Source organism: Chthoniobacter flavus Ellin428 (assembly GCF_000173075.1).
GTDB classification, from domain to species: Bacteria; Verrucomicrobiota; Verrucomicrobiia; order Chthoniobacterales; family Chthoniobacteraceae; genus Chthoniobacter; species Chthoniobacter flavus.
The window spans coordinates 210,191-235,439 of record NZ_ABVL01000004.1 but is presented as its reverse complement, the minus strand read 5'-3'; the positions used below and the strand labels follow the sequence as shown (position 1 = coordinate 235,439).

At 61.7% G+C, this 25,249-nt stretch carries 17 protein-coding genes and 1 tRNA gene; 3 read left to right on the top strand and 15 right to left on the bottom strand.

Features of this window, described 5'->3' with window-relative positions:
- Positions 1-518 precede the first annotated feature (518 nt).
- The 9 genes from CFE428DRAFT_RS08660 to CFE428DRAFT_RS08620 all read right to left on the bottom strand — a co-directional run bounded on the left by CFE428DRAFT_RS08660 (position 519) and on the right by CFE428DRAFT_RS08620 (position 17,003).
- Complete coding sequence (locus tag CFE428DRAFT_RS08660; protein WP_006979133.1) at positions 519-7,523, bottom strand: autotransporter-associated beta strand repeat-containing protein; 7,005 nt, start codon at positions 7,521-7,523, stop codon at positions 519-521.
- 255 nt (positions 7,524-7,778) lie between these two features.
- Positions 7,779-7,970 (bottom strand): hypothetical protein, encoded by a 192-nt coding sequence (locus CFE428DRAFT_RS08655; RefSeq protein WP_006979132.1) that lies wholly within the window; start codon positions 7,968-7,970, stop codon positions 7,779-7,781.
- A 115-nt stretch (positions 7,971-8,085) separates the two neighbouring features.
- Positions 8,086-8,724, bottom strand: a complete 639-nt coding sequence (locus CFE428DRAFT_RS08650) for a response regulator (protein WP_006979131.1) — start codon at positions 8,722-8,724, stop codon at positions 8,086-8,088.
- 123 nt (positions 8,725-8,847) lie between these two features.
- Positions 8,848-11,814 (bottom strand): sensor histidine kinase, encoded by a 2,967-nt coding sequence (locus CFE428DRAFT_RS08645; protein WP_006979130.1) that lies wholly within the window; start codon positions 11,812-11,814, stop codon positions 8,848-8,850.
- Positions 11,815-11,922: 108 nt separating this feature from the next.
- Positions 11,923-13,143 (bottom strand): AraC family transcriptional regulator, encoded by a 1,221-nt coding sequence (locus CFE428DRAFT_RS08640; protein WP_006979129.1) that lies wholly within the window; start codon positions 13,141-13,143, stop codon positions 11,923-11,925.
- A 39-nt stretch (positions 13,144-13,182) separates the two neighbouring features.
- On the bottom strand, positions 13,183-14,367 hold the full coding sequence (locus CFE428DRAFT_RS08635) for a Gfo/Idh/MocA family protein (protein ID WP_006979128.1): 1,185 nt from the start codon (positions 14,365-14,367) through the stop codon (positions 13,183-13,185).
- A gap of 329 nt (positions 14,368-14,696) precedes the next feature.
- Positions 14,697-14,770, bottom strand: a tRNA-Arg gene (locus tag CFE428DRAFT_RS08630).
- A 276-nt stretch (positions 14,771-15,046) separates the two neighbouring features.
- The gene (locus tag CFE428DRAFT_RS08625; RefSeq protein ID WP_006979127.1) at positions 15,047-16,099 is read right to left on the bottom strand and encodes a M28 family peptidase; all 1,053 of its coding nucleotides are present in this window, start codon (positions 16,097-16,099) and stop codon (positions 15,047-15,049) included.
- Positions 16,100-16,103: 4 nt separating this feature from the next.
- Positions 16,104-17,003, bottom strand: coding sequence for a ParB/RepB/Spo0J family partition protein (locus CFE428DRAFT_RS08620; RefSeq protein WP_006979126.1), 900 nt, complete (start codon positions 17,001-17,003; stop codon positions 16,104-16,106).
- Positions 17,004-17,144: 141 nt separating this feature from the next.
- Between CFE428DRAFT_RS08620 and CFE428DRAFT_RS08615 the strand changes: the two genes are divergently transcribed.
- A complete protein-coding gene (locus CFE428DRAFT_RS08615; protein WP_042724660.1) occupies positions 17,145-17,804 on the top strand; it encodes a lipoate--protein ligase family protein in 660 nt (219 codons plus the stop codon).
- Between the two features lie 315 nt (positions 17,805-18,119).
- Here the strand turns inward: CFE428DRAFT_RS08615 and CFE428DRAFT_RS08610 are convergent, their stop codons facing one another.
- Complete coding sequence (locus tag CFE428DRAFT_RS08610) at positions 18,120-19,313, bottom strand: response regulator (protein WP_006979124.1); 1,194 nt, start codon at positions 19,311-19,313, stop codon at positions 18,120-18,122.
- Positions 19,314-19,488: 175 nt separating this feature from the next.
- Between CFE428DRAFT_RS08610 and CFE428DRAFT_RS08605 the strand changes: the two genes are divergently transcribed.
- Positions 19,489-20,814 (top strand): glutamate--tRNA ligase, encoded by a 1,326-nt coding sequence (locus CFE428DRAFT_RS08605; protein WP_006979123.1) that lies wholly within the window; start codon positions 19,489-19,491, stop codon positions 20,812-20,814.
- A gap of 121 nt (positions 20,815-20,935) precedes the next feature.
- Positions 20,936-21,853: a shikimate dehydrogenase gene (gene aroE, locus CFE428DRAFT_RS08600; protein ID WP_006979122.1), complete on the top strand. Its 918-nt coding sequence runs from the start codon at positions 20,936-20,938 to the stop codon at positions 21,851-21,853.
- 130 nt (positions 21,854-21,983) lie between these two features.
- On the opposite strand, the gene CFE428DRAFT_RS35555 is transcribed toward aroE, so the two are convergent.
- Genes CFE428DRAFT_RS35555 through rbfA form a run of 5 tightly spaced genes read right to left on the bottom strand, consistent with a single transcriptional unit; the run spans position 21,984 to position 25,012 of the window.
- Entirely contained in the window at positions 21,984-22,490 is a 507-nt protein-coding gene (locus CFE428DRAFT_RS35555) for a riboflavin kinase (protein ID WP_006979121.1), read from the bottom strand.
- A complete protein-coding gene (locus CFE428DRAFT_RS35550) occupies positions 22,487-22,945 on the bottom strand; it encodes an FAD synthetase family protein (protein ID WP_006979120.1) in 459 nt (152 codons plus the stop codon). The genes CFE428DRAFT_RS35555 and CFE428DRAFT_RS35550 overlap by 4 nt, the downstream gene beginning before the upstream one ends.
- Positions 22,946-22,955: 10 nt before the next feature.
- Positions 22,956-23,675, bottom strand: a complete 720-nt coding sequence (gene truB, locus CFE428DRAFT_RS08590) for a tRNA pseudouridine(55) synthase TruB (RefSeq protein ID WP_006979119.1) — start codon at positions 23,673-23,675, stop codon at positions 22,956-22,958.
- A complete protein-coding gene (locus tag CFE428DRAFT_RS08585) occupies positions 23,656-24,636 on the bottom strand; it encodes a DHH family phosphoesterase (RefSeq protein ID WP_006979118.1) in 981 nt (326 codons plus the stop codon). Before CFE428DRAFT_RS08585 ends, truB begins: the two co-directional genes overlap by 20 nt.
- A complete protein-coding gene (gene rbfA / locus CFE428DRAFT_RS08580) occupies positions 24,626-25,012 on the bottom strand; it encodes a 30S ribosome-binding factor RbfA (protein WP_006979117.1) in 387 nt (128 codons plus the stop codon). Before rbfA ends, CFE428DRAFT_RS08585 begins: the two co-directional genes overlap by 11 nt.
- Between the last annotated feature and the right edge of the window lie 237 nt (positions 25,013-25,249).

Genomic DNA, 25,249 nt, shown 5'->3' with positions numbered 1-25,249 from the left:
ATTCTTACAGGCCGAGACGTGTTCCTACGGTCCACGCGCAAGACAAAAGCACGACGGGCAGCAAAGCGAAAAGGAACGCGGCCTCGAAATCGCCGACACACGCGAGGCAAAGTCCCATGATGACGAAAGGCGCGAGAACGCAATACGCGATGGCCGGCTTAAAATCGCCCGCGCGAGATTCGCCGCACGTGGACGATGGCAAATCGCCGGGAAGGCTCACCGTGGGCTCACACCGGCTGGGCCGTGCCGGCGAATGAGGTGTATAGTGCTCCGGCGCTTGGGGACCGTTCCCGAAAAAGCGGCGCAGCCGCGCGGCTGGAAAACGCGGTCGCGGCAGTGGTTGACCAAACTTCGATTCGGAAATGCGAATTGATCTAAAAAAGTTGGTAGCGGAGCCACTCCCCTGAATGACTCCGCTACCGGTGGGTGAAGACCTCGCGGCGGCGTTGTGACAGCACCGACGCGCGATCGTTCGTTGGTTTTGGCGCCCCAGTCAGACCGCCAAATTGGAAATGCTTTTAGGCACGCGACTGGCCGCGGCGGCGGCGCAGGAGGCAGAGCACGCCGGCTCCGCCGAGGAGCGAGATCGGCATGCCGGGCTCGGGAACGGCGGCGAACGAAAGCTGATAGTCGTTGCCCACTTGCGTGAAATTGGCGGTGTAATCCAGCGAGTCGTAACCGGAGATGCTGGCGAACGAGAAACCCGCGGTGCTCGCATTATGGAAGACGGTGTAAGTATTCCCGTAGTCCGCCGCGGTGATGCCGCTGAGGCTGAGGGTCACGTTTCCGCTGCCGGTCAGCCAATCGCCGGCGGTCGAAAAGCTGACTTCGTCGGAGGTCGCGCCGCTGATGGTGAAATCGACCGTCGAGCCGGAGAGGAAGCTCAGCTGGCCACCCGTTCCAGGCGCGAGTGTCAAAGTTCCCACGGACCCTAAGTCTCCCGGAGCAAGCGTGCCACTCACCGAAACGTTACCCGCAGACGCGGTAGTGATCGAACCCGCAACGCCCGAAGCCAGAGTGGCGCCCGAGGCAACGCTGACGTTCACCGTACCATTCAGCGAACCCTTAACGATCAGCTCGCCGCCGCTCACCGTCGTGACGCCAGTGTAAGTGCTCGCGCCAGTGAGTGCCAGGTTTCCCGTGCCGGCCTTGATCAGGCCGGTCGCCGTCGTGCCATTGGAGATCACGCCGCCGAGCGTCAGTGTCGCCGTGCCGTTAGTCGTGATCGTGCGGCTGGTTCCCGCAGTGGTGCCCAAACTAATCGCGCCGGTACCGAGATTCAGGTCGTTCGCGCTGGTGCCGCCCGACGTGCTGAAAACAAAATCGGCGTTCCACGTCAGAACCGGGTTGGTCGACAACGTTTTAGCCGTTCCACTGGTGTTATCCAATGTGCCGCCGTTGATCGTGAAGTTGTTGCCTGCAAGAGCACCGCCGATGGCATTGGCGCTGTTGAGGTTCAGCGTTCCCCCGTTCAGAGTGGCGTAGACACCATTATTGAAGCTACCGCCGCCATTTTGCCCATTCGCCATGGTCAAGGTGCCGCTGTTGAGCACGATTCCCGACCACCGATTACCACCTGTCGTCCAGCTGCCGTTGATCACCAACGTGTTGCTATTCGCATTTACCGTAAGGAAAGGGCCGTTTGTGCCACTATTGAAATTCACCCCCGCGTTCAACGTCATGTTGGCACCACTTAAGTTGATGGTTGAATTAGGCCCACTGGCGTTCACCAAAGCCAACTGGGAACTGAGCAGCAGCGTATCGCCGGAGGTGCTGCTCACCGTCAGGCTGTTCCCGCTGGCCGTTCCAATGGTAAAAGCGCCGGCAAGCGTGAGAGTTTTTCCCGCGCCGGCGCCGGTGATCTCGTTCACCGCGATGGTCGCAGCGCCAGCCGAGCCAGTCGTGCTGCCTGGCGTGAAAGTGGTGTTCGCATCCGCAACAAGACTGAGCGTCCCTCCGTTCGCGATGGTCAGAGGCGAAGCGGAACTCATCGCGACGTCAGCATTGAACTGCAGCGTGCCGCCTGAAATCGTAGTCGCGCCGCTGTAGGAATTTGTGCCGCTCAGCACCAGCGTGCCCGCACCGCTCTTGGTAAGACCGAGAGTGTTGAGTGTGCCATCGGTGAGGGTTCCAGCGAACGTATCGGTGCCACCGGCTTTGTTGACGGTGAGCGTGGCCGCCGTGGCGTTGTTGTTGTTGATCGTCGCGGTGTTGTCGCCGTTCAGTGCGCCTACGGTGATGGAATTGCCGTTGAGAGTCAGCGTGCCGTTGCTGGAGGCGCCAAAGGTCAGCGTACCTGTACCGAGTGCGGAAGCATTGCCCACAATGATCGTGCCGGCGTTGATCACGGTCCCGCCGGTGTAGGTATTCGCACCGGAAAGCGTCCACTTTCCCGTGCCATTCTTGATGACCGAGCCCGCACCGGTGCCAATAATGCTGGCGATGCTGCCATTGCCTGAGCCGGCCAGCGTGAGGGTGAAGCCCGAACCGGTGATCGTCCCCGCATTGGTCAGGGAAAGGGTGCCCGCATCCGACTCAATGGTGGAATTGGCAGCGAGCGTCACGAGACCTGCGAAAGAATTGGTGCCGCTCACGTTGCGCAGAGCGCCCGCCGGACTGGCCGTAAGGCCGGCGCCGCTGATCGTGAGCGGGCGTGCATCCACCGAGATACCGCCCTGGAGTTCGAGCGCCGCCCCGCTGGCGACGGTGACGGAAGCGGTCGCCCCCAGGGCAGAGCTATTCTGGAGATTGAGCGAGCCAGCATTAATCGTCGTCACACCGGTGAAGCTGTTGGCGTTGGTGAACGTCACACTACCCGTTCCGTTTTTCACGAGGCCGCCAGTGCTAATCCCGAAACCACCCGAGCTGCCGATGACATAGCTCAGGGTCGAGTTATTGAAGGTGGTCAGCGTCGGAGCGACATTGGCGGCCGAAATATCGATCGTCGTTGTCCCCGTCGCGGAGTCGTCGAACAAGACGGTGTCGCCCTCGATGTAGTTCGTGGCGGTGCCGCCGGTGATCAGCTTCCAGTTTTTGTTCGGTCCTGTAGTACCGACGACCCAGTTGCCGTTATCCAAACCGGTCCACTTCGGTGCATCGCCGGAAATGGCGAGGGTAAGGAAATTTCCACTGAGGCCAAACGTGCCGGTCTGGCGGCTCGTCAATCCAGTGCCCACGACGAAGTCGGAGAGATTGCCCGAGAAGCTGCCGTAACCGAGGAGGTTGTAAGTGATGTTGTTGAAGGCAGTGACGGGCACCAGGTTGACCGTGACCGAGCCGGCGATTCCGGAAGTGGTGAACGCGTTGGTCACCGTCAGGGCTTCCGTAGTTGTCGCACCGCCAGCGAGGTTCAGGGTCAGCGTGCCGCCGCCGGCGAAGGTGAGCGAGCTCATGGTCAGCTTCGCGGTCGAACCGTTGCCGTTGGTCACGACGCCGCCGGTACCGGCGCCAACGGTGACCGCACCGACTGTGCCCGTGCCGTCGAGGGTGCCCTGCGTGAGCGTAATCGCAGGCGTGCTCGCCACCGAGCCGATATGCAGGAACTTTGCGCCGCTGCCATTGATCGTGATGCCGCTGCTGCTGTTGATCGAGCCGGTGCCGCTCAAGGTCAGCGTGCCGCCATTGACGAGCGTCGCGCCGGTGTAGGTGTTGGCGACGGAGAGGGTGACAGAACCCGCCGTGGACTTGCTCAAAGTCGAACCGGTGCCGCCGAGGATGCCGCTGACAGTGCCGCTTTGCAGCGCATAAGAAGAACCACTCAACACGCCGGTGGAGCCAGTGATCGCTCCGCTGGTGAGAGTGACCGCGCCGACCGTATCGGAGAAGGCGCCGAGGCTGAGCGTGCCGCCGTTGACATTGATCGCACCGGTATCCGCCAGAGCGTTCGAGGCTCCATACGCCAGGGTGCCCGCGCTGATCGTGGTGCCGCCGGTGTAGGTGCTCGCGCCGGTGAGCGTCGTCGTGCCCGCGCCTTGGAAGGTCAGACCACCGCTGGTATTGCCACCATTGGTCGTCAGTGCGCCGAGCGTCGCTCCTGTAGTGCCTGTGCCGCCACCCACCAACTGCACGGTCAAGCCGGCGGTCGACGTGTAGCTGCCGGGATTGGTGATGACGATACCCGTGACCGCGCCCGTGATCGGATCGATCGTCGCGTATCCAGTGGCCGTATTGGCCAACAAGCCACTCGTCGTGACGCCACCGACGAAGACCACGCGCGGCGGAACGATGTAACCGGCTCCTCCGGAAGAGAGAGCGACCGAACTGACCCCTGTGCCCGAAGCTGCCAGGAGAGCCTGGCCAATCGTGATCGCCTGGGAGTTGTTGTCGATGGTTCCACCGCCGCTGTAGACGTTCACCGCTCCGAGACTGCTCATGAACGAGGTGTTGCCCGCGGTGCCCGCCTTGAGTACACCTCCGTTGAAATTGAGCACGGCGAAGTTGTTACCGCCCCCCGCGTTGACCGCGGTTCCAAAGCCCAGGGTCTGAAGCGTGCCACCATTCATGTTCAAAACAGACGTGTTGGACGCGGAGCCGCCGGCTGCGTTGCCGAAATTCGTGTCGTTCAGCTTGACGGTGTGCGAGGGCGTGAGGAACTGACCCGAACCACTGATCGTGATGACGCTGTAGAGATTGCCAACATTATTGAGACCTACCGCCAATCCGCTAATATTCGTATTGGCAGCAGTATTCCCGCTGTTGACCTGAACGGTGCCACCCGAGATGTTCACCACGCCTGCTTCGCCCGCCGCACCACGAGCCGGCAGAAAGAAAGGGGTGGTGGTGTTGCTGAGGGTACCGAGATTCATCGTGCCCCCGCTCATGTCGAGCTCACCAAAGGTGCCCTGGCCGCCGCTGGTGCCGCCCACATTGATTTCTCCACCCACATTGATCGTTCCACCCGACACATTGTAGTAGCCTTGCCCGCCCACCGCGCTGCCAATCGCGAAACCACCGCCGCCGCTGCTGGTGTTTTTCACTACCGAAGAAGCGCCCGATTGATAGACGGCAGCCTGGGCTCCGGCGATATTTCCAATCAAGATAGTGCTGGTTGTGCCGCTGAGGGGGTTGATCGACCCCGAACCGGAAACCGACAGGATGCCGCTGGTGACCACCGTGGCGCCCGTGGAGCCAATGCTTCCCGTGACTGAAAGGGTTCCCTGGTCCACCGTCGTGACTCCCGTATAGGCATTCGCGGCGGAAAGGGTGAGCGTGCCCAAGCCAGTCTTGGTCAAGCCGCTGGTGGAGGTCGAGGTGATCGGGGTCTGAATGTCGAGCAGGTCGCTCGCGGTGTCCGTGCGGACCACAAATTCTACCGCACCGCCCGTCGTGATGCCCGTACCGCCGCTGATCGTGCCGACCGTGCCGCCACCGGACTTGATCAAACCCCCGCCGGAAAGGGTGAGGGTTTGCGAGGCATTGTTGGCCCAGGAAACACCGCTACCGGCCAGGTTCAAGGTCAGCAGGGAAATGCTGCTTTGGCCAGCCGGCGTGGCGGTGAGTTTCACACTGTTCGCCGCCGTGATCGTATCCGGCGCCACGGTATTGGTGTCCGTACCGTAAGCCAGGGCTCGCACATACCCGTTGGTATCGTAGGCCGCAAAATCGGCCCCGTTGAAATAGTAGCCCTTGTCGAGCAGCGCTCCGGTCGTCGGGGTGGCTCCCGCGACTTGGGTGAAAACGATCTTGTTGGTCGGAGTAGCCCCGGTCAGGGTGCCACCGCTCACGACAAAATTGGCTGTGGCACTGGCCGGGCGAGCCACTACGTTGGAGAGTGTCAGGCTGGTGTTGCCACTCGTTCCGTAGGTGGACTGCACCGTACCCGCAGCACCCGCGTTGAATGTGGTCGCTCCCAGGCTCTGGCTGCTGCCAGTCGAGACGCCCTGAAAATTGAAAGTGCCCGTGTCGGCAAAGGTAAGGGTCGTGGTGCTGGCGAGGCTACCACTGGTCCCGTCACCCACCGTCAACGTGCCACCCCTGATGGTCGTCGCCCCCGTATAGGTATTCACGCCGGTCAGCGTCAGCGTGCTGAGTCCATCTTTGATGTACGCCCCCGCACCGCTGATGACAGCGGCGTAGGTCCGTGAGATAGGCTCAACGTCCAGCAGCGTGGCGCCTGTGCCGATCACCGTATTACCCGTGTAAGTATTGGCGCCCAAAAGCGTGAGCGTGGCGGTGTTGTTACTGATCGTAAGGGAACCGGTGCCCGAGATATTGCCGGTAATGGTGCCATTTTGGGCGGTGGCGTTGTACCAATTCTTCAACTGGGCCGTGGCAGCGCCATTCAGCGTGATACTGCCGGCAAAAACGCCGAAACCCGAGTTTTGGAAACCCAGCACGCCACCCGCATTCACGGTCACAGCGTTCGCGATGGTGACAGTAGATGCCGACAGATTACCGGCGTTACCGACGGTAACAGTTGCATCCGGTGCAAGGCCAAAGGGATTCGCATATTCAATGACACCTCCACTCTGGAGGGTCACATTGCCGTTGTAGGTATTGGAATTGTTGAGCACCACCACGCCCTGGCCCGTGGTCACCAGCGATCCATTGCCTATGATGGTCAATGGGCCACTGCCCAGAAGGGTGTTGGCGATACCAAACCGGAATGTGCCCGCGCCGGTAGTCTTAATGGTGCCACCGCTTGCCCCCACGGTAATGGCATGGGTGTTGTCGACCGATCCCCCCGTAAACAACAACGTGCCGCCATTGAGCGTGACGGCGCCGGCCGTGCCGGAAGCACCGCCCAGCGCAGTGTTGGCGGCGTATGAAAGGGTCCCCTGCGAAATCATGAGGCCGCCGGTAAAGGTGTTCACACCCGAGAGCGTCGTCACGCCGGTGCCCGAGTTATTGATCACCATGGCAACCGTGCCGCCGCCGGAGCCATTTCCAATAATTCCGTTCAGCGTGATCCCGCCAGTGCTCGTGGAGTTGACCGTAACCGTTTGCGTTCCGCTCGTCGCGGAGCCCGTGATGGCGCCGATCGTCAAAAGGCCGGTACCGTTGTTGGTGAAACCAAGGGCCGTCGTGGAAGCGTCGAGAACGATAGCCGTGCTGATGGTATTGCTCGAATTATCGCCACTGGCCACGGTGATGCCGGAGTTCACACCCGCGCCCCCGAGGGTGAGCGAGGTGCCGCCGCTGATCGTGAGGGCGACGTTGTCTTTGAAGGTGAGGCTGTTTGCCGCCTGGGCTCCCGTCACGGTGATCGTGCCCGTCGTGCCATTGGTGCCGGCGGAAAAGATGAGGTCGTCCGCACTCGTCGTCAGCGTGACGGTCGGGAGGATCGATCCCGTGGAGTCGGTGGTCCAGTTGGCCGTGCTGCCGTCCCATGGGCCCGTGGCCGCGCCGGAGCCGGCGGTGGCACCATTGGTGTCCCAGTAGTAGGTCGCGGCATTGATCGACTGCAGGCCGAGCAGCACAGCGATATTCGTGGCGAGAATACCGCACACGCGCGTGCAATAGCGACGACGGCGATTGGAGCGAGTGATGCGGGGGGATTGGACGGCGTGGTGCGGGAATTTCATCTTACGAAAAAAGGAACACGGGGGCTGCAGGTGGGAGGATCTTAGCGGCGACAGCCTGCGAATCGCGGGTGACGGCGAGTCGGGGCGGAACGCGCGAGGAGATCCATTTCTGGGTGGAAATGCTGCTGTCCTTCCCTCCTCCGCGGTAGTCACATGGATATGTGACAGTGCCGCCGCCTGGTTGCACAAAGGCCGGCCAGCGTGAAAGTTTGCGGCAGCGGTGTCTACGTGAACGCACGATAAAGCCCAGGGCCCTTAGGAGGCCGGGGTTGCGTCCGTGTGTTGTTTGATGAGCCAGCCGAGCAACGCTTTCTCGAAGCCGATATCCACTCCTGCTTTTTCGCTTTCGATCCATTTGTAGCGCAGGATCTCGTCGCGCTGGCGCGCAAACGTTTTGTAGAGGAGCGAAGATTGCAGGAGGCGCAGGTCGTCGTTTGATTCAAACATAACAGGAGGGGGCAAAGTTGAGTTTGTGACCCTGCAACTTCACTCCCTCTGAGAATACGTAACAGTCGCATAGGTATGCGACGCCCCGCCAAGCACTTGCACCAGCCCGCGCTCCTCAGCGACCGAGGTATTTGACGACCGCTTCCGTCCGTGAATGGACGTGCAACTTCTCGTAGGTGCGGCGGATGTAAGTCCGCACCGTATCCATGCTCAGATTCAACTGATCGGCGATTTCCTTGTAGTGGCGGCCTTCCGCGAGGCAGCGGAGAATTTCATTTTCGCGGGCGGAAAGCTTTTCGATCACCGCTCCGTTGGCTTCGGCCGCGGGCTCATTCTGGCGGAAAAAATGTACGACCTGGCGGGCGATCTGGGGTGACATCGGGGAGCCTCCGGCCTTGAGCTGATTCAGCGCTTCGAGCAGACCGGCGGGGCTGGTGCGCTTGAGCAGATAACCACTGGCGCCCGCGCGCAACGCTTCAAAGAGATTGTCGCGGTCGTCGAACATCGTGAGCATCACGATCTCGAGCTTGGGCAGCCGCCGCTTCAACTCGCGCGTGCACTCGATGCCGGATTTGCCGGGAAGGTTGATGTCCATGAGCACGAAGTCCGGCGGTTCCTTGACCAAGCCGGCCAGCGCCGCCTCCGCGCTGCCGTAGTCGCTGATACAGCGATAGCCCGTCGAACGGTTGATGATCTTTACCCAACCGGCACGGATCACGGGATCATCTTCGACGATGGAAAGAGTAAACGGCATGAGGGGAATCGGGTCGCGGGAAATGGATATAGCAGCAGACAAGCGAAAGAAGCGAGGCGCCTTCCAGCATCGATCCATTTCCACTCTGGTCGAGTCACATCTCTGGGTGACAAGACCGCACCTTCAGTCCGTCTTCAAGGGCAGCCGCAAGGTGACTGTCGTCCCCGTCCCCGATTGGCTGACGATTTCGGCACTCCCGCCGATGGCGACGAGGCGCTGCCGCAGATTGATGAGGCCGTTGGAAAACTTCGGGACGGCCTGCGGATCGAAGCCGCACCCATTATCGGCCACGGTGATCGTCAGCACCTCTTCCGTGGTGGTGACCTTCAAGGCGACATGGCTGGCCCGCGCGTATTTCACGGCGTTGTTCAGCGCTTCCTTGGTCGCGAGGAGGACTTCGTGACGGGTCTCGGAAGCCAAAGTTTGCGCGGAGATGTCAGCCGGCAGACTAAGATGGAAATCGAGACCGGTGGGCGCAAGATATTCACTGGCGAATTCGCCGAGGTAACCGACCAGGCGCTCGAGCGTGTCGTTGCGCGGGTTCACCGTCCAGACGATCTGGTCCAGCGTTCCACTCACCGAGCGGGCGGCTTGGGCGATTTCGCCAAGCTGTTGGGCCGCCGCCCCACGCATCTCCGGTTCATCCGCGGCGATCTCACTCATCAGGGCGATGCGGGTGAGGCTGGCGCCGAGTTCGTCGTGCATATCGCGAGCGATGCGGGCCCGTTCTTTTTCCAACGCGTGTTCCTGCTCCAGGCGCCGAATGCGCGCGCGCACCCGGCGGAGAACCATCATCCGCACGAGAGTCGCGAGAAGGAGAGTGCCGAGGATACCGACGATGATGCGGAAAACCGGCGTCTCCCACCACGCGGCCTGCACCACGAAAGGCAACGAAGCCACGGCGGTCGGTTTCGATCCGGCCCCCAGACTGGCCGCGACTTCGAAGCGATACTTTCCCGGTGGCACGCGGGTGTAGGTCGCCGTGCGCTGGTCCCGCGCGTCGACCCATTCTTCTTCCAGCCCGACGAGCCGGTAGCGAAATTGGAGGCGTTCCGGCGAGCTCAAGCGAGGCACGGTGTAGCGGATTTCGATGGGCCCGGGGTTGGGGCCGAGGCCCCCCGCGCCGGTCTTCGCCAAGGCGATCGGCTGGCCGTCGACCCGCATTTCTTCCACCAAGACCGGGGGCAGCGACGGACTTTCCGGCAAAGGATCCGGGCTTACCTCGAGCGCCCCACGGCTGGTGGCAAACCAAAGATGCCCATCGTGCGTCCGCGTCGCTCCATTGCGCCGGCCGAAAGTGAAATCGAGCTTGGGCAGTCCATCATCGCGGCCATACGTCGTGCCATTGAGAACATGCTGACGCCCGGACAGCACGCTTTCGACCTCCTGGCGGGTCGTGCGGAAGAGACCATTGCCCATGGCGATCCAGAACGTTCCATCGGGCTCGATGATCAAGACACGAAAATCCTGGGCGCTGAGCCCGGCATCGCTGGGAAGGTGGTCGATGTGGCCATTCCGCCACCGGTAGAGCCCGCCATCCCGCGCGCCGATCCACATCGTCTCCGCTCCATCGGGCACAAGGAATCGGATCGACTCCCCTTCTTTCGCCCCGGGCAAAAGCACCGGTTGAAACTGATCGTGGTCGCGGCGAAAAACGAGGCCGTCCTCCGTCCCCGCCCAGATGTGACCCGCTCGATCTTCCGCGAGTGCACGGAAGAGGATCCGCCCATTGTCTGTCGGCACCGGATCCTCCATGTCGTCGTGAAAGCGAATCAGGGCGCGCTTCGAAGTCGCGATCCACACATTGCCGGCGTGATCGCACAGAAGTGTGGAAACCTTCTGGCCCGTAGAAGTCTTGATGTAGGCGCCATTGCGCCAGTGCAGGAGGCTGCCTCCGTCCTGCCCGACCCAAACTCCGCCTCGCGGATCCGCACAAATGCAGGGGACCAGGTTCAAATCCGGCCCCTCCATCGGCACAAAAAATTGGTTCGTCGTGTCGACCGCGCGCTCCGGTGCGGAATCGCGGACGGCCAGCCAGAGCTTGTGCTCGGTGTCTTCGCAAAGCGAGACCACGCCCTCCTTCGTCAGCCCGTTGCGCGCGTCGCGGAGGAAGAAGCGTTGCGGACGCAAGCGGTCCAAGCCGCCCTGCGTGCCTGCCCACAGATTGCCCTCACTATCTTCCATGATCGCCTGCACCACCTGATGCGAAGTCGGCACCTGCACAAACTTGCCCCCGCGAAAACGCAAGAGCCCCGTATTGCGTGTCCCCAACCACAGATCGCCGGCGCGATCTTCATAGATCACATTGACTTCCACCGCGCCGCCCAGCCATTCGAGATCGGCCACCTCTTTCCGCCGGCCATCGGCCCAATAATGCAGGAGCTTGTTCCCCCGCACCGCCCACATGCCGCCCTGACGTGCTGCCGCCAAATGCACGCGAACCCCTCCTTCCGGATCGAACGGCTGAAAGCGAGTGCCATCGAAAACACCGCACATCGTCTTGGTCGAATACCAGATGTGCCCTTGGGAATCCGCATGAACAAAGGTGTCGCCGCCGGAGCCCACGCCGTCCTCACCGGTGAATTTCTTCAATTGTCCATCGCGCCAGCGATAGACCGCTTGATCCGGTGCGAGGCCGATCCACATCGCCCCGGTCGCATCCTCGGCAAAGGAACTGGTCCACGCGGTGACGGTCGTGGGGGGCGATGGCGGGACGATGCTTTCGAAATGCCCGCCGCGCATGCGGACGACCCCGCCACGCTCCGCACCGATCCACAAAGCTCCGGTACGATCCACCGCCAGAGAGCGGGCGTAGCTGGACTCCAACCCGGGGGTCGAGCCCTTGAGAAACACGGTAAACCGCAGGCCGTCGAAGCGGGCCAGTCCGCCCTGGGTAGCCAGCCAGAGATAGCCATCCGGAGTTTGCGCGATGCCGGTGACGGTATTCTGCGGAAGGCCATCGCCAGTCTCCCAAGTGCGCAGCACATATTCGCTGGAGAGCGGGGCGGCATCCGGCGAGGCCATCACTACGAGGGCGAGCAGCCACCAAAAAGAAATCGGCAATATCCAGCGCAGGGGGGAGCGGGACATCTCTCTGCATACACCAGTATTTCTACGGGCACAAAGACCTTCGAAAGAGGAACGCGCGTTTCGTTCCGACAGCCTCCTTTTCGAATGGTGACTGGGGCTCTGCACGATTCAACGACGGGGGTGGTGAGGCAGTGTTCTTCCGCCATTTTGGGGAAGAGTTCGTCCACTCAGGCGGAACTCGCTCGGCGGCTGGCCGACTTCGCGTTTGAAGACGACGCTGAGATACTGCGCGTTGCGAAATCCGCTCCGCTCGGCGATTTCCTCGAGGCTGAGTTCCGTGGTGCGCAGGAGATCCTGGACCCGGCGGATTTGGACGCGCACGATTTCTTCGTGCGGCGCCCGGCCGAGCACTTCCTTCATGCGTTGCTCGAGCACGCGGCGCGACATCGGGCATTTGCGCAAGAGCTCCGGCACGGTCAGGCCGGCGCAAGCCTGCTCGCGGATGATCTGCAAAACGCGAGCAATCTTGGGATCTTCAACGGCATGGATGTCAGTGCTCTGTCTCGTAAAGACGCCCAGCGGCGGAATACGATGCACCTCGGCTTTCGTCCGTTGGCCCTGCATCAACCGCGAGAGCAGGTCCGCCGCTTCCCAGCCGGTCCGGCGCGTATCCAGCATGACGCTCGAAAGCGGTGGCGGGGAGAGTTCGCAAAGCAGGCTGTCATTGTCCACGCCAAGGACGGCGATTTGGTCGGGCACCGCCAGCCCCGCTCGTTGGCAGGCGTCGAGGAGTTGTTGGCCGCGCGCGTCGTAGCAGGCGAAGACGGCGACTGGCGCCGGTAAGCCGCGCAACCATTGGGCGATGGCATCGGTCTCCGCATCGCTATCGGGGCCGAAGCCGGCAGGATCAGCATAGTGCTCGCAAATGAGACCGGCCCGCCGAACCAGCTCGTCGAAGTGCCCTCCGCGCGCCACCGACCACGCGAAGCGGTCTACTCCGCAATAGGCGAAGTGTTGGAAGCCTCGTTCGATGAAATGATCGAACGCCAGACGGGCAATGGCCGCGTTGTCGGTAGTCACCACGGGCGCGCCGGCGAGATAGCGATGTGAACTGAAGTCCACCACCGGCACACGCAACGCTTCCAGCGCCCGGGCGATTTGTTTGTTTTCCACCCGCGCAATAACGCCATCGCCATCCCAATCGATCAGCCAGGAAGGCGGACGGTCGCCGCGACTATGCTCGGAAAGATGAACGTTCCAGGGACCATGCACCCGGATGTACTCTTTCACCCCGAGGAGCAGTTCCCGCGCGTAGGCATTCGACGTTTCCACCAGCAGCGCCACTTTCGGTGGGCGGGTGGTGCGTCGGGAAGTCTTACGGGGGGGCATGTGGTTTAGGTAATTCCTATCTTAATCCTAATCTTAATCTTAATCTCCCCGTCCGGCGTGACGACGAGAGTAAGATCCAGATTCAGAATCGGCGAGCTGGCTCAACGTTTCCTTCGGCAGATGCTTGATCACGCCTCCTTCCATCGCACTCTGGTGAGCGAGAATGCCGGTGCAGGTCCAGTTGGCCGATTGCCGCGCATTCGGGAAAGGTTGACGCCCTTCCACCAGGGCCATGGCAAACTCGTGTGCCAGGTGCGGGTGACTGCCTCCGTGACCGGCCCCTTGGGTGAAACTAAGGTGCGTGTGCTCGTCGGAATCGTAAACGCCCCTGGTAGTGTAGCGCTGGATCGGCTCCGGCAGGCGCGCGGCAAAATCGGGGGATTTCGCTTTCTCGGGAATCTCCGGCTCCGGTTTTTTCGCGGTGTGGATGACCAGCGGTTCGTGCTCGATGAGCGGCCACTCGACGGATTTCTTCGAGCCGTAAATGTCGATGGATTCCCGGTACTGCCGGGCGGTGTCAAACAGGCTGCGAATGACTCGCGCGCTCAAGTCCGAATTGCGCACCTTGATGTGCGCGGTCTCGACCGCGAAAGACGACCCGTAATGCGGGATGAGTTCTTCCCGAATGGTGCCGCTGCCAAAGCAGCTCACGTATTCCGCATCGCCGCCGGCCAACCCAAGTACCGGCCCGACGCAATGAGTCGCATAGTGCATCGGCGGCAGGCCCGGCCAGTAGTTCGGCCAGCCATCCATGTCCTGCTGGTGGCTCGCCTGGACGTATTGGATTTTGCCCAGTTCGCCGGAGTCGCGAAGCTGCTTCATGAAGAGGTATTCGCGCGCGTACACGACCGTCTCCATCATCATGTAAGTCAACCCCGTCTGCTCGGTGAGCCGGATGATCTCCAGACATTCCTCGACCGTCGTGGCCATCGGCACCGTGCAGGCGACATGCTTGCCAGCCTTGAGCGCCGCGATGGATTGCTCGGCGTGGTTCGGGATCGGCGAATTGATGTGTACCGCGTCGACGTTCGGATCCTGGAGCAGTTCCTCGTAGCTAGTGAAGCGCTTCTCGACGCCCCAATGATCGCCGCATTCCTTCAGCTTCTCGGAATTACGCTGGCAGATGGCGTAGCAGTGCGTGTGCGGGTGCTTTTGCCACAGCGGAATGAACTCGGCGCCGAAGCCGAGACCGATGACAGCGATATTCAGTTTGCGTGTACTCATTGAGCTGAGATAAGCCCGCCGGCAAAACAGCGGAATTCGACCTTGCGCGTTTGACTTTCGTTTTTGCGCATGGTCTCGCCGGCATCTCAGCCGTCACGAGTCTGCCCCGATATTCGAGGGAGCAGTGTTCCCAGCACCGACGACCGAGGCGGAGGGGAATAGCGGTGGGCTGACATGGGCAAGCCGCGGTCCCCTCCAGGCATTCCGGGATTCGGAAATCCATTTTGAGAAGACGCCTGCTGCTCGCGAGGGCTTTGCGGTGAGACGCAGCGGCGGTTGCCCTCCTCTCTCCCCTCAACTCGAAATCGCATACCTGGGGCGAAGGAAAGCGCACCCGTGAGGACTCGAACCTCAAACCTTCTGATCCGTAGTCAGATGCTCTATCCAATTGAGCTACGGGTGCTTTTCTAAATGGTCCCGATCGAAATCGGGGAGCGGGATAAAAGCACTGTTCGCCCGGCGTGGCAACCATTTCGTCAAAAATTTTTGCGGTTCTTTTCGAAGGCGCGCGGTGGACGTTTTTTGCGGCAGGGTTGCTGCCGCGGCTTGTTGCCCGGACGGCGCTATAGCCGGGTTTACGGAACCGGGCGACGCCAGTTCACGGAAACCGGCCCGGGCTCAGTGCGCACGGCGACAACCGCTCCACACCGCCGCATCGGCCCCACTGATCCAGCCCGCACTATTTGGCCAGTGCCTGCCGCAGGTAACAAAGGGTGACGGCGCCGACTTTCTGCAGGCTCTCGGGGGCGATGTGTTCGAGGGTGTCCCCAGCGGTGTGCCAGTAAATGTAGTCGAAATCGATGAGGTCGACGCTGGGAATGCGCGCGCGGTGCTGGAGTTCCACGTGGTCGTCGAGAATGGTGCGGGAGAAATAGCCGAAATTCTGACGTACACCGAGCGCCTCGGCAGAACTGAGGATTCCGCTGGCCAGGTCTTTCGGAGAATCGGGTGGAAGCGTGATGGTGAGGTCGCGATCGCCGATCATGTCCCAGAGAATGCCGAATTTGAATTGCGAGGCGCGGCCCTCGGACATGAGCGTGCGCGCGTAGTAGCGGCTGCCGTAGAGGCCGTCGGGCTTGGGATCGTCGGGATCGGTGAATTGGACGAAGGCTTCTTCGCCGTCGAAGAAGACGAGCTCGAGCTGCGCCGCCATGGCAGGATCGAGGGCGAGGACGCGGGCAAGCTCCAAGAGCGCGCCGGTGCTGGATGCGCCATCGCTCGCGCCGACGAATTTGATGGTGCTGAAACGCTTGGTGTCGTAGTGCGAGCAGACGATGGCGCGCTGGGTATTGCGCGGCGCGGGATGGGCGCCGGTGGCGGAGAAGCGGGCGATGATGTTGACGAACTGCGTCGGCCCGTGCGGCGTATCCGCGGTGAAGGTTTGCCGCTCCGCATCCCAGCCGGATTTGTGGAGGGCTTCTTCGATGAGGACGCGCGCTTTTTCGAGCTCCGGCGTGCCCGCGGGGCGTGGGCCGACTTCGACTTGTGCGCGCGCTTCGGCGAAGGCTTTGTCGCCGGAGAATTCTTTCCAGATTTCCGCGGGCGGCGGAACGGCAGCGACGGAATGGCTGGCGGGAGCGCCGCCGTTGCTTTTGATGACGCTGATGGCGGCCGGGCGTTCCGATTCCTGTTCGACAGGCGCGGTGCCCTCGGCCGCTTTGGGCGCGGGTTTGCAGGCGCTGAGGGCAGCGACGACGGCGACGGCGAGTGTGAGGCAGCGGAACCGGACCAAGCGCTTATTTATCGTCAGGTTTCAATCCCAGCACACCCAGCAGGCGCTGCAAATCGTCGTTCCCGTAATATTCGATTTCGATGCGACCGCGTTTTTCTCCGTGGTGCAGCGTGACGTGTGTGGCGAGGTGCTGCTGGAGCTGATTTTGCAAATGTTGGACGGCGGGCGCCAGCGAAGGTTTGGCCGCGGCGGCGGTGCCGTTACGAGTCGGCTTGGGCGTGCCGGTTTCGACGAAATGGCGGGCAACGAGTTTTTCCGCAGCGCGCACGGTCAGGCTGTGGCGGATGATTTCCTCGGCGAGCAGGGCCTGCTCTTCGCGCGATTTCAGCGAGAGCAGCACCTTGGCGTGGCCGACGGAAATGCGATCCTGCGCCAGGTAGCTCTGCACTTGTTCGTGCAGTTCGAGGAGGCGCATGCTGTTGGCCACGGTCGCGCGATTCTTGCCGACCTTTTGCGCGATGTCTTCCTGGCGCAGACCGAATTCCTTGGCGAGGCGCGCAAAGGCGTTCGCTTCTTCAATCGGGTTGAGATCCTCGCGCTGCAGGTTCTCGATGAGCGCGAGCTCGAGGACGTCCTGATCGGAAGCTTCGCGGATGATGACCGGCGCTTCAGCGAGACCGGCTTTTTGCGCGGCGCGCCAGCGGCGTTCGCCGGCGATGAGTTCAAAACGATCCCCGCGCTGCCGCGCGATGAGCGGCTGGATGATGCCGTGTTCCTTGATGGAGGCGACGAGTTCCTCGAGGTGCTCGTCGCGAAAAACGGTGCGGGGCTGCAGCGGCGAGGCGAACAGCTTGTTCAATGGCATGGGCTGCACGCGCTCGCCGCTTTCGACGGCGGGCGTGGGCGACGCGACGCGCGTATTGATGAGCGCGCCGAGGCCTTTGCCGAGTGCTACTTTTGCCATAGGGAGGGCGAGTGTAGGTGGAGAAAGAATGGGGGGCAATGACGAATGACGAATGATCCCGAGGAGCGGGAACGAAAGACGATAACGGAAAAGTCCGCTGGAAGTCTTTCGGCGTCCACGGAAAGATGGGGAATTCGTTCCGTGTTGTTTGAGCAGATCATCGAAATCGTCGATCCCGAGCCGCATTCCGCCGCCTTGAATATGGCGGTGGATGAGGCGCTCTTGCAGCGTGCCATGGCGCCGACCTTACGGATTTATCGCTGGTGTCAGCCGGCGGTGTCGCTCGGGTATTTCAGTCGCATCGCGGAGGCGGAACCAACGGCGGCGGGGCGTGAGCTGGTGCGGCGCTGGACGGGAGGAGGGTTGGTGGAGCACGGCGAGGACATCACCTACACGCTGCTCGTGCCGCGCGATGCTGCTTTCTTTCAATACACGCCGCTGGATTCGTATCGGATGATTCATGAACGCATTGCACGGTGGTTGAGCGATGGCGGTGTTTCGGCGGGTGTCGCGCCGAGCTCCGCCGCGGAAACTTCCGGGGCGTGTTTCGTCAGCCACGTGCGCTACGATATTGTAACGGGGAACACCAAGCTGGCCGGCGCGGCCCAACGGCGCACGCGCTGGGGGCTGTTGCATCAAGGGAGCATTCAAATCGGCGGGGCTCGCCACGACGCCATCGCTCTCGCCGGCACATTCGCGACGCGCATTGAGCAAACGGAAATCAGCGAAAGCGTTTGGCGAAGCGCTGAGGAGATCGCGCAGCAGAAGTACGCGACGGAAGGTTGGCTGCGGAAATTTTAGGGCCGTGTCGCGACAGGGCGGTGATTGTAGCGGCGGTCTATGTCCCAGCGAGAGTGTGGCGCTTCGCGCGTGGGGACGGTCGGCGACTGGGAAGTCGCCGCTCCCAGTGGGAGCAAACGAGCACGCCACCAAAATCTTGAAACGGTGGGTTTACCAAAAGACGTGGGGAATGCTCTAGAGAGCGCCGGCACTTTTGGGAGCCGGTTATCGAAAAGCGGCGCAGCAGCGCCGAGGCGGCGGAGGGGAATAGTGGAGGCTGGTGGACGGGCGAGTAGCACTCCAAAACGCAAGCGTCGACGCGCGCGCGACTTCGCTTTACGCGGCCCCTGGCGTCGGGGCGGGAGCGCCACCGGGCAGCGAGAGCACGTTCGACGACCAGTAATCGATGATGTCGAGCGCGGCGAAGCGGAAGACGATGAGCAGCGCGTCGTTCAGCGGGATGCCGATCTTCTTGGCGATGGACTGGAGCGATTCGGCGCCATTGATCGCGGTGGCAAAGCGCGCTTCCACGTCGTTGAGCTTGAGCTTCTGGATGAGTTCGTAGCCTTTGCGCGTGTAGGCAGGGCTGCCATTCGGATCGGGGCGCTGCGCGGCCATGAGGTTGTCGAACTTCACATGACGCAAGCTGCCGAGAATCCAATTGTCCGGATCTTCGGTTCCCGGCGGGAAATTCTTCACGTATTCCGGGAACTCCTGGAGTTCCTCGAACTCGAAGGTCACGCGACCCGCGGTCCACAAGTTGGCGAAGACGCGCTGGCCGTGGTCGCGCACGATCTGGACGACGTCGTCATGCGGGAAGCCGTTGCGCACGGAAAGGAAGAGGAAGATCGGGCAACCAGTCGCCGCCTGGGCCACCTGGCCCTCGATGATCAATCCCAGATTCGTCGCCGAGAGGATGACGGGAGAGTCGCGGCAGTACATCTGGAAATTCCGCGACGTGGCGAAAAGGAAGCGGCCTTTGCTAATGAAGAGCTCGATCGGGTAGCGATTGACGAAGAACCGCAGCGCGCCGGTGAGGCGGTCGCCGTAGGCCATCTGCAACGCCGAGCGCAACGAGAAGAACGCCGTGTGACCACTGAAGACCGTGCGGGACGGATCGTGGAAGAGAAGCTGCCGGGCCGGGTTGACCATCGGCTTGTTCTTCGAAAGCGTGGCGTTGACGACCTCGAGCAGCGATTCAGGCGTCACCGGCTTGGGCAGCACCTTGATGACGTTTTCGTAGCGCTCCTCAATGCGGTCGCCGTTGCCATTGGTCGCCAGGAGAACCACCGGCACCTTCGAAGTGGCCGGGTCGTTCAGCAGCCGGTAGCAGACCGCTTCGGCATCCATATCCGGGAGCGATTCATTCAGGAGAATGAGATCCGGTTGGGCCACATTGAACCGGTCAAAAGCGTCATTGCCCCGTTGGGCCAGCAGGACATCGACGCCATGGAAATTTTGCGCCAGCACGTTTTCCGTGAGCTTGGTCGCGACCAGACTTTCGTCGATTACCAGGATTTTTTGGGACATACCAAATGTATTGATGTTGCGCTTAAAAACGGCGTGCCTGGGGTTTCGGGCCAGACATGGCCTCGAACGGCAAAATAAAGGCTGGCCGGGGGCTGTCAATCAAACTCCCTAACGTCTGTAAACCTGCGATTTTCTCTTCCCTGCACCCCGCTCATACGCCACCTTCCGCCTCCCTATGTCCGCACCCGTCCGCGTCCGTTTTGCCCCGTCGCCCACCGGCTATCTACATGTCGGGGGGGCCCGCACGGCCCTGTTTAACTGGCTATATGCCCGCCACCAGGGCGGAAAGTTCATCCTGCGGATCGAAGACACGGATAAACAGCGGAATACCGCCGAGGCCGTCCAGGTCATTTATGACGGCTTGCGCTGGCTGGGGCTGGATTGGGACGAGGGCCCGCAAGCGGGCGGGGACCACGGCCCGTATTTCCAGAGTGAGCGGGAGGCTATTTACGAGAAATATTTCCAGCGCCTGAAGGAGGCCGGCCATCTTTATGAAGACGGTGGCGCCTGGCGTTTCCGCTTCCGGCGCGAAGTCGTGGAGGTCGATGACCTGATTTGCGGCAAGGTCGCGGTCGATTTCGCCAATACCGAGATCACGCCCGATATGACCATCCGCCGTCCGGACGGTTCGTGGATCTTCCATTTCGTGAACGTCGTCGACGACATCGAGATGCAGATGACCCACGTCATTCGCGGCGAGGACCACCTTTCGAATACGCCGAAGCATATCCAGCTTTTCCAAGCACTGGGCGTGGAACCGCCGCGCTACGGCCACATTCCGCTCATCCTCAACCACGACGGCTCCAAGATGAGCAAGCGCGACCAGGGGGCGAGCATTACCAGCTACATCGAGGGCGGCTACGCTCCCGAGGCGGTGCGCAATTATTTCTGTCTGCTCGGTTGGTCGCCGAAGGACGATCGCGAGATCATGCCGACCGAGGAGATCATCAGCCGTTTCGACCTGGCGAATGTGAACCGCAAGGGCGCGCACTTCGACATCGCGAAATGCGACTGGTTCAATGCGCAATACATTCAGCAGATGCCGATGGACCGGTATCGCGAACTCGCGCAACCGTGGCTCGCCAAGGCCGGCATCCATGCGCCCGCCGAGCAACTCGATCCCGTGCTCGCGCTGGAGAAGATGAAGGTCGTGCATTTCAAGGAGATCCCGGATCGCGTTTCGTTCTTCTTCAACGAGGACTACGAATACGACCCGGCCGCGGTAGAGAAGACGTTACGCAAACCGGGCGCGCCGGATCGGCTCGCGCAAATTGCGGAAGCCTATTCCGCACTCGAGACGTTCGACGCGGCCACTCTCGAAGCGAAGCTCAAGGAACTTGCCAGCTCTCTCGGCGTGAAGCCGGCGGAGTTCATTCATCCGACGCGTATCGCGGTGAGCGGCCGCAGTGTCGGCCCGAGCCTTTACCACATGCTCGAAGTGCTGGGCAAAGCGCGCGTCCTGGCCCGCATCCAACAGACCCGCGAGCGTTTCGCCGCCTAAGAGAGTGTACCCGCGAATCACGCGAATGACACGAATTCGGATCCTTTCATTCGTGTGATTTGCGGGCCAAACCAATTTCTGCCGGTCAATTCACAGTCGCTAAAGCTTCCCGATCAGTTTCATGAAACCCGTCTATACCTTTGCCGATTTGCAGTCGTGGGAAACCGTCACGGCCGACGAAACGTTGCCCCTCCGCCTCGCCGTGCTCGGTGATCCCATCGCGCACTCCGCTTCTCCGCCAATGCACAATGCGGCGCTGGCGGCGTGCGGGCTGAAGATGGCTTATTGCCGGCTGCACATTCGTCCGGAAGAACTCGCCGAGGCGCTGCACCTCCTGCCTTCGAAAGGTTTCGTCGGTGTGAATTGCACCATTCCGCACAAGGCGGGCGCGCTCGCGGCGTCCGATGAAGTCGACGACCACGCGCGCCTGGCGGGCAGCGTGAATACGATCCGCATCAGCCCGGAGGGCAAGCTGCAGGGCTTCAGCACGGATGGCCTGGGACTCGAACGGGCGATCGGCGAACAACTCGGCGTCGAACTCAGCACGATGCGCGTGCTCGTGCTCGGGGCCGGTGGTGGAGCGGGACAAGCGGTGTCCATGCATTGCGCCAATGCCGATGTGAAGCATCTCACGCTCATCAATCGCAGCGTCGAAAAGCTCGATCCTTTGGAGGATGCGATTGCGGAGGTGTATCCGCGTGGGCAGATTTCGACCGGCGCGTGGAATGACGCTTCACTGGCCAAGGCGCTCGATCACTCGGACCTGGTGATCAATTGCTCCTCACTCGGGATGAAGCCGGAGGATCCGTCGCCGATTCCCGCTCCGCTCATCGACAAGCGACACCTGCTCTTCGATACCATTTACGTCTCCGATCGCACGCCACTCATGCAGGCCGCCGAGAAGGCCGGCGCACGTTCGGCAAACGGACTCACCATGCTACTCTATCAAGGTGAAGTGGCGTTTGAGATTTGGTTCCAACGGCCTGCGCCGATCGAAGTGATGCGGGAAGTCCTCTTCGCGCACATGCGGGCGAAGTAGAGGTCGTGAGGTGTGTTTGGAGAGCACCGCTCTGTCGGTGCCGTGTTTCAACCTCCCGCTCCGGCACCGACGGAGCGGTGCCCTCCAGCTCTGAATCGAAGCGTCGTCTGACAGACGCCGCCATACCTACTCAGCCAGCTAGGCCGAGAAACAGCCGCGCTTGGGCGGCGTCTTTTTGGATCTGTTCGCGCAGGGCGTCGAGGCCCGAAAACTTTTGCTCGGGGCGGAGGAATTTGCGGAACGTGATCTCCAGATCTTCGCCGTAGATCTCTTCCTGAAAATCAAAGAGGTGCACTTCGAGCAGGCGTTCGCCACCGGCGTTTTTCACCGTGGGGCGGACGCCGATGTTGGCCACCCCAGGCAGCATGCGGTCACCCCGGCGCGCTTGGACGGCATACACACCGTTCGGCGGATATTGCTCGTTGTGTGCGCTCAGGTTGGCGGTGGGAAAGCCCAGTTTTCGGCCCAGGCGGTCGCCTTCCACGACAGTGCCGAGAATGGTGAACTCGCGACCGAGCAATTTCGCCGCGCGCGCCAGGTCGCCATCCTCCACGGCCGCACGAATGAGCGTGCTGCTGACGATCTCGTCACCGATCTTCACCGCGGGCACGCCGACTTCGGAAAAGCCGAAGTTCACCTTCCCAGACGCTCGATCAGCGCGAGGTTGCCGGCGCGGCCTTTGCCGAAACACCATTCGAAGCCGACGCAGATTTCCTGCAGCGGTTGCGCGGCGGCGGCCAGCTCGCGAATGAAATCCTCCGGCGGCGTCGCGGCGAAGGCGTGATCGAAATGGATGATCAACTGATGCGTCACGCCGAGATCGCGAATGAGCTGCAGCTTGTGCGCCGTGGAGGTCAGTAGCCGCGGCGCATGCTCGGGACGCAACACCCGCACGGGGTGCGGATCGAACGTCACGACCACCGCCGTTCCCCCACCCTGCCGCGCACCGTCGAGCGCGCGGCAGATCACCGCTTGATGGCCAAGATGCACACCGTCGAAAACTCCGATGGCCAGATGCAATGGTCCGGGCAGATTCCGTAGCTCGCCTATCTTGCGCAGGACGCCGGGAATCGCATCGTGACCGCTGCGCATGATCTTCAAATCAGGCACCGCGCATGCGCGACACGGTCGGCAGACTCAGGATGCGTTGTTCGATGGTCGCGGCATCCAGCGTCTGGATGTCCTGCACCGTCACCGAGTGTTCCAGGGTGAATTTGCCGCTCTTCGTGCGCCGCAACGATTTAAGATGCGCGCCGCAGCCGAGCTCGTTGCCGATGTCGAAGGCATAGGTGCGCACATAAAAGCCTTTCGAGCAGACGACGCGGAAATCGATCTCCGGTGGGCGGACCGCCTGAATCTCATGCGCGTAGACGTGCACGAACCGCGGCTCGCGCTCCACAGTCTTGCCCTGCCGCGCCAGCTTGTAGAGCGGCACGCCTTCCTTCTTGATCGCCGAGACCATCGGCGGCGTCTGGTAAAAGTCGCCCTGGAATTTGCCGAAAGCCGCATCGATCTGCTCGCGCGGGAAGTCCGGCACGGGCTTCGTCTCGACGACCTGTCCGTCCGCATCCTGGCTGTCGGTGGTCACGCCGAGCGTCATGGTGCCAACGTATTCCTTGTCCTCCGCCATGAGCAGGTCCTGGATCTTCGTTCCACGGCCCAGCACGATGATGAGCAGGCCAGTGGCCAGCGGATCCAACGTGCCGCAGTGGCCAACTTTCTTGGTGTTGAGTCGACGGCGGACGATTGCCACGACGTCGTGCGACGTCATGCCGGGCGCTTTGTCTACAAGGAGGACGCCGTCAAGGCTGGTCAAATTCATGGTCGATCGCATGCAAAACTTTTTCCTGAACTTCGGCGAGCGAGCCCTTCACGCGCGCACCCGCCGCGAGCATATGTCCGCCGCCCCCGAAGAGCTGGCAGACCTTGCTCACATTAATCCTGGGCGACTTCGAGCGCAGGCTCACCCGCACCCGGCCGTCGCCGATCTCGTCAAAAAATGCCGCGGCCACGACGCCGTTGATCGAGCGGATATAATCGATCAGCCCCTCGGTGTCGTCAGCCTGAATACCAAGCTTCTTCGTGGTTTCCGCGCTGAGCGCGAAACTGGCCACGCGGTCGTTACTGCTGAAGCGCAATACGTTCAGCAATTCGCGCAGCAACTCGAGACGGCGGCGCGGATAGCTCTCGTACATTTTTTGCGAGAGCTCACCGACATTCACCCCGGCGCGAATCAAATCCGCGCCGATCTCGTAGGTGCGCGCCGTGGTGCTCGGATACTGAAACGAGCCGGTGTCGGTGCTGATGGCGACGAAAAGATTGTCGGCCATCGCATAGGTCAGCGGCAGCTCCTGTTCGCGGAAAAGCTCGAACAAAATCTGGCCGGTCGCCGGCGCAGTGGCGTCGATGTAGCTGAAATCGCCGTAGCCTTCGTTGGTGATGTGGTGGTCGATGTTGATCCACACATCCGCCTGCGCGACGGCCTCGACAGCTTTTCCCGCACGGGTCTTCACGGCGTTATCAAGCACGATCGCGACCTCGAAGTTTTGTGGTTCCGCCGGTGGGCGCAAGACCATCTCATGCCCCGGCAGATAGCGGAATTTCTCCGGCACACCGTCCTCGTTCCAGGCGGTGACGTCCTTGCCGAGTTGCTTGAGGCACAGCGCCGTCGCGATCGTGCAGCCGAGAGCGTCGCCATCGGGCCGTGCGTGGCTCATCACTACGAAACGGTTCCGCGTGCGCAGCACCTCCGCGATCTCCGCGAGAGCGTGGTTACTTTGCATCAGTGTCTGGAGAAGGCTCGTCCGGCAAGGGCTCGTCCGGTGGGATCTCGATCTGGCTGAGAATATTAATCACCCGCGTGCCCCGCTCAATGGATTCATCGAGCTTGAAGTGCAGGTGCGGCGTGTATTTGAGGACCACGCGCTTGGAGAGCAGGTGCTGCAGATTCTTGCGGCTGTCGTGCAACTTCGCCATGGCCGCCCTGGCCTGCTCGTCGCTGCCGATCACGCTGATGAAGACGTGCGCGTGCTTGAGATCCGGCGTGATGTCCACCTGCTGCACGGTGACGAGGGCAGCCTCAAAGGACACCTCACGGCTGAGGAGCTCGCCGAGCTCACGCTTGAGCAGTTCGTTGACGCGTTCGAGACGGTGCTTCATGGGAAGTTGATGGTGGATAGTTGATAGTTGATAGCCGCCGCGAGTGGAGCCGAGTGTCGCACCAAATCGGCGCGGCTTCACGGGGAAGTTGAGAGTTTATGGTTGAAGATTGAGATCCATTGCTGGTTGAGCCGGTCGCCTTGCCTCATCGGCGCGACTCGCGACTATTCACTCTCAACTTTCCCTCACCGGCACTGGAGCCGGTCGTCCGCACCGAACCGGCGCGGCTCTCAACTA

Bases quoted from the DNA above. Each gene is read 5' to 3' on its own strand.
- CFE428DRAFT_RS08610 (WP_006979124.1), bottom strand. From the start codon at position 19,313: ATGTCCCAAAAAATCCTGGTAATCGACGAAAGTCTGGTCGCGACCAAG.
- CFE428DRAFT_RS08620 (WP_006979126.1), bottom strand. From the start codon at position 17,003: ATGGCAAAAGTAGCACTCGGCAAAGGCCTCGGCGCGCTCATCAATACG.
- CFE428DRAFT_RS35550 (WP_006979120.1), bottom strand. From the start codon at position 22,945: ATGCGCAGCGGTCACGATGCGATTCCCGGCGTCCTGCGCAAGATAGGC.
- CFE428DRAFT_RS08650 (WP_006979131.1), bottom strand. From the start codon at position 8,724: ATGCCGTTTACTCTTTCCATCGTCGAAGATGATCCCGTGATCCGTGCC.
- rbfA (WP_006979117.1), bottom strand. From the start codon at position 25,012: ATGAAGCACCGTCTCGAACGCGTCAACGAACTGCTCAAGCGTGAGCTC.
- truB (WP_006979119.1), bottom strand. From the start codon at position 23,675: ATGAATTTGACCAGCCTTGACGGCGTCCTCCTTGTAGACAAAGCGCCC.
- CFE428DRAFT_RS08655 (WP_006979132.1), bottom strand. From the start codon at position 7,970: ATGTTTGAATCAAACGACGACCTGCGCCTCCTGCAATCTTCGCTCCTC.
- aroE (WP_006979122.1), top strand. From the start codon at position 20,936: ATGAAACCCGTCTATACCTTTGCCGATTTGCAGTCGTGGGAAACCGTC.
- CFE428DRAFT_RS08640 (WP_006979129.1), bottom strand. From the start codon at position 13,143: ATGCCCCCCCGTAAGACTTCCCGACGCACCACCCGCCCACCGAAAGTG.
- CFE428DRAFT_RS08585 (WP_006979118.1), bottom strand. From the start codon at position 24,636: ATGCAAAGTAACCACGCTCTCGCGGAGATCGCGGAGGTGCTGCGCACG.
- CFE428DRAFT_RS08605 (WP_006979123.1), top strand. From the start codon at position 19,489: ATGTCCGCACCCGTCCGCGTCCGTTTTGCCCCGTCGCCCACCGGCTAT.
- CFE428DRAFT_RS08635 (WP_006979128.1), bottom strand. From the start codon at position 14,367: ATGAGTACACGCAAACTGAATATCGCTGTCATCGGTCTCGGCTTCGGC.
- CFE428DRAFT_RS08645 (WP_006979130.1), bottom strand. From the start codon at position 11,814: ATGTCCCGCTCCCCCCTGCGCTGGATATTGCCGATTTCTTTTTGGTGG.
- CFE428DRAFT_RS08660 (WP_006979133.1), bottom strand. From the start codon at position 7,523: ATGAAATTCCCGCACCACGCCGTCCAATCCCCCCGCATCACTCGCTCC.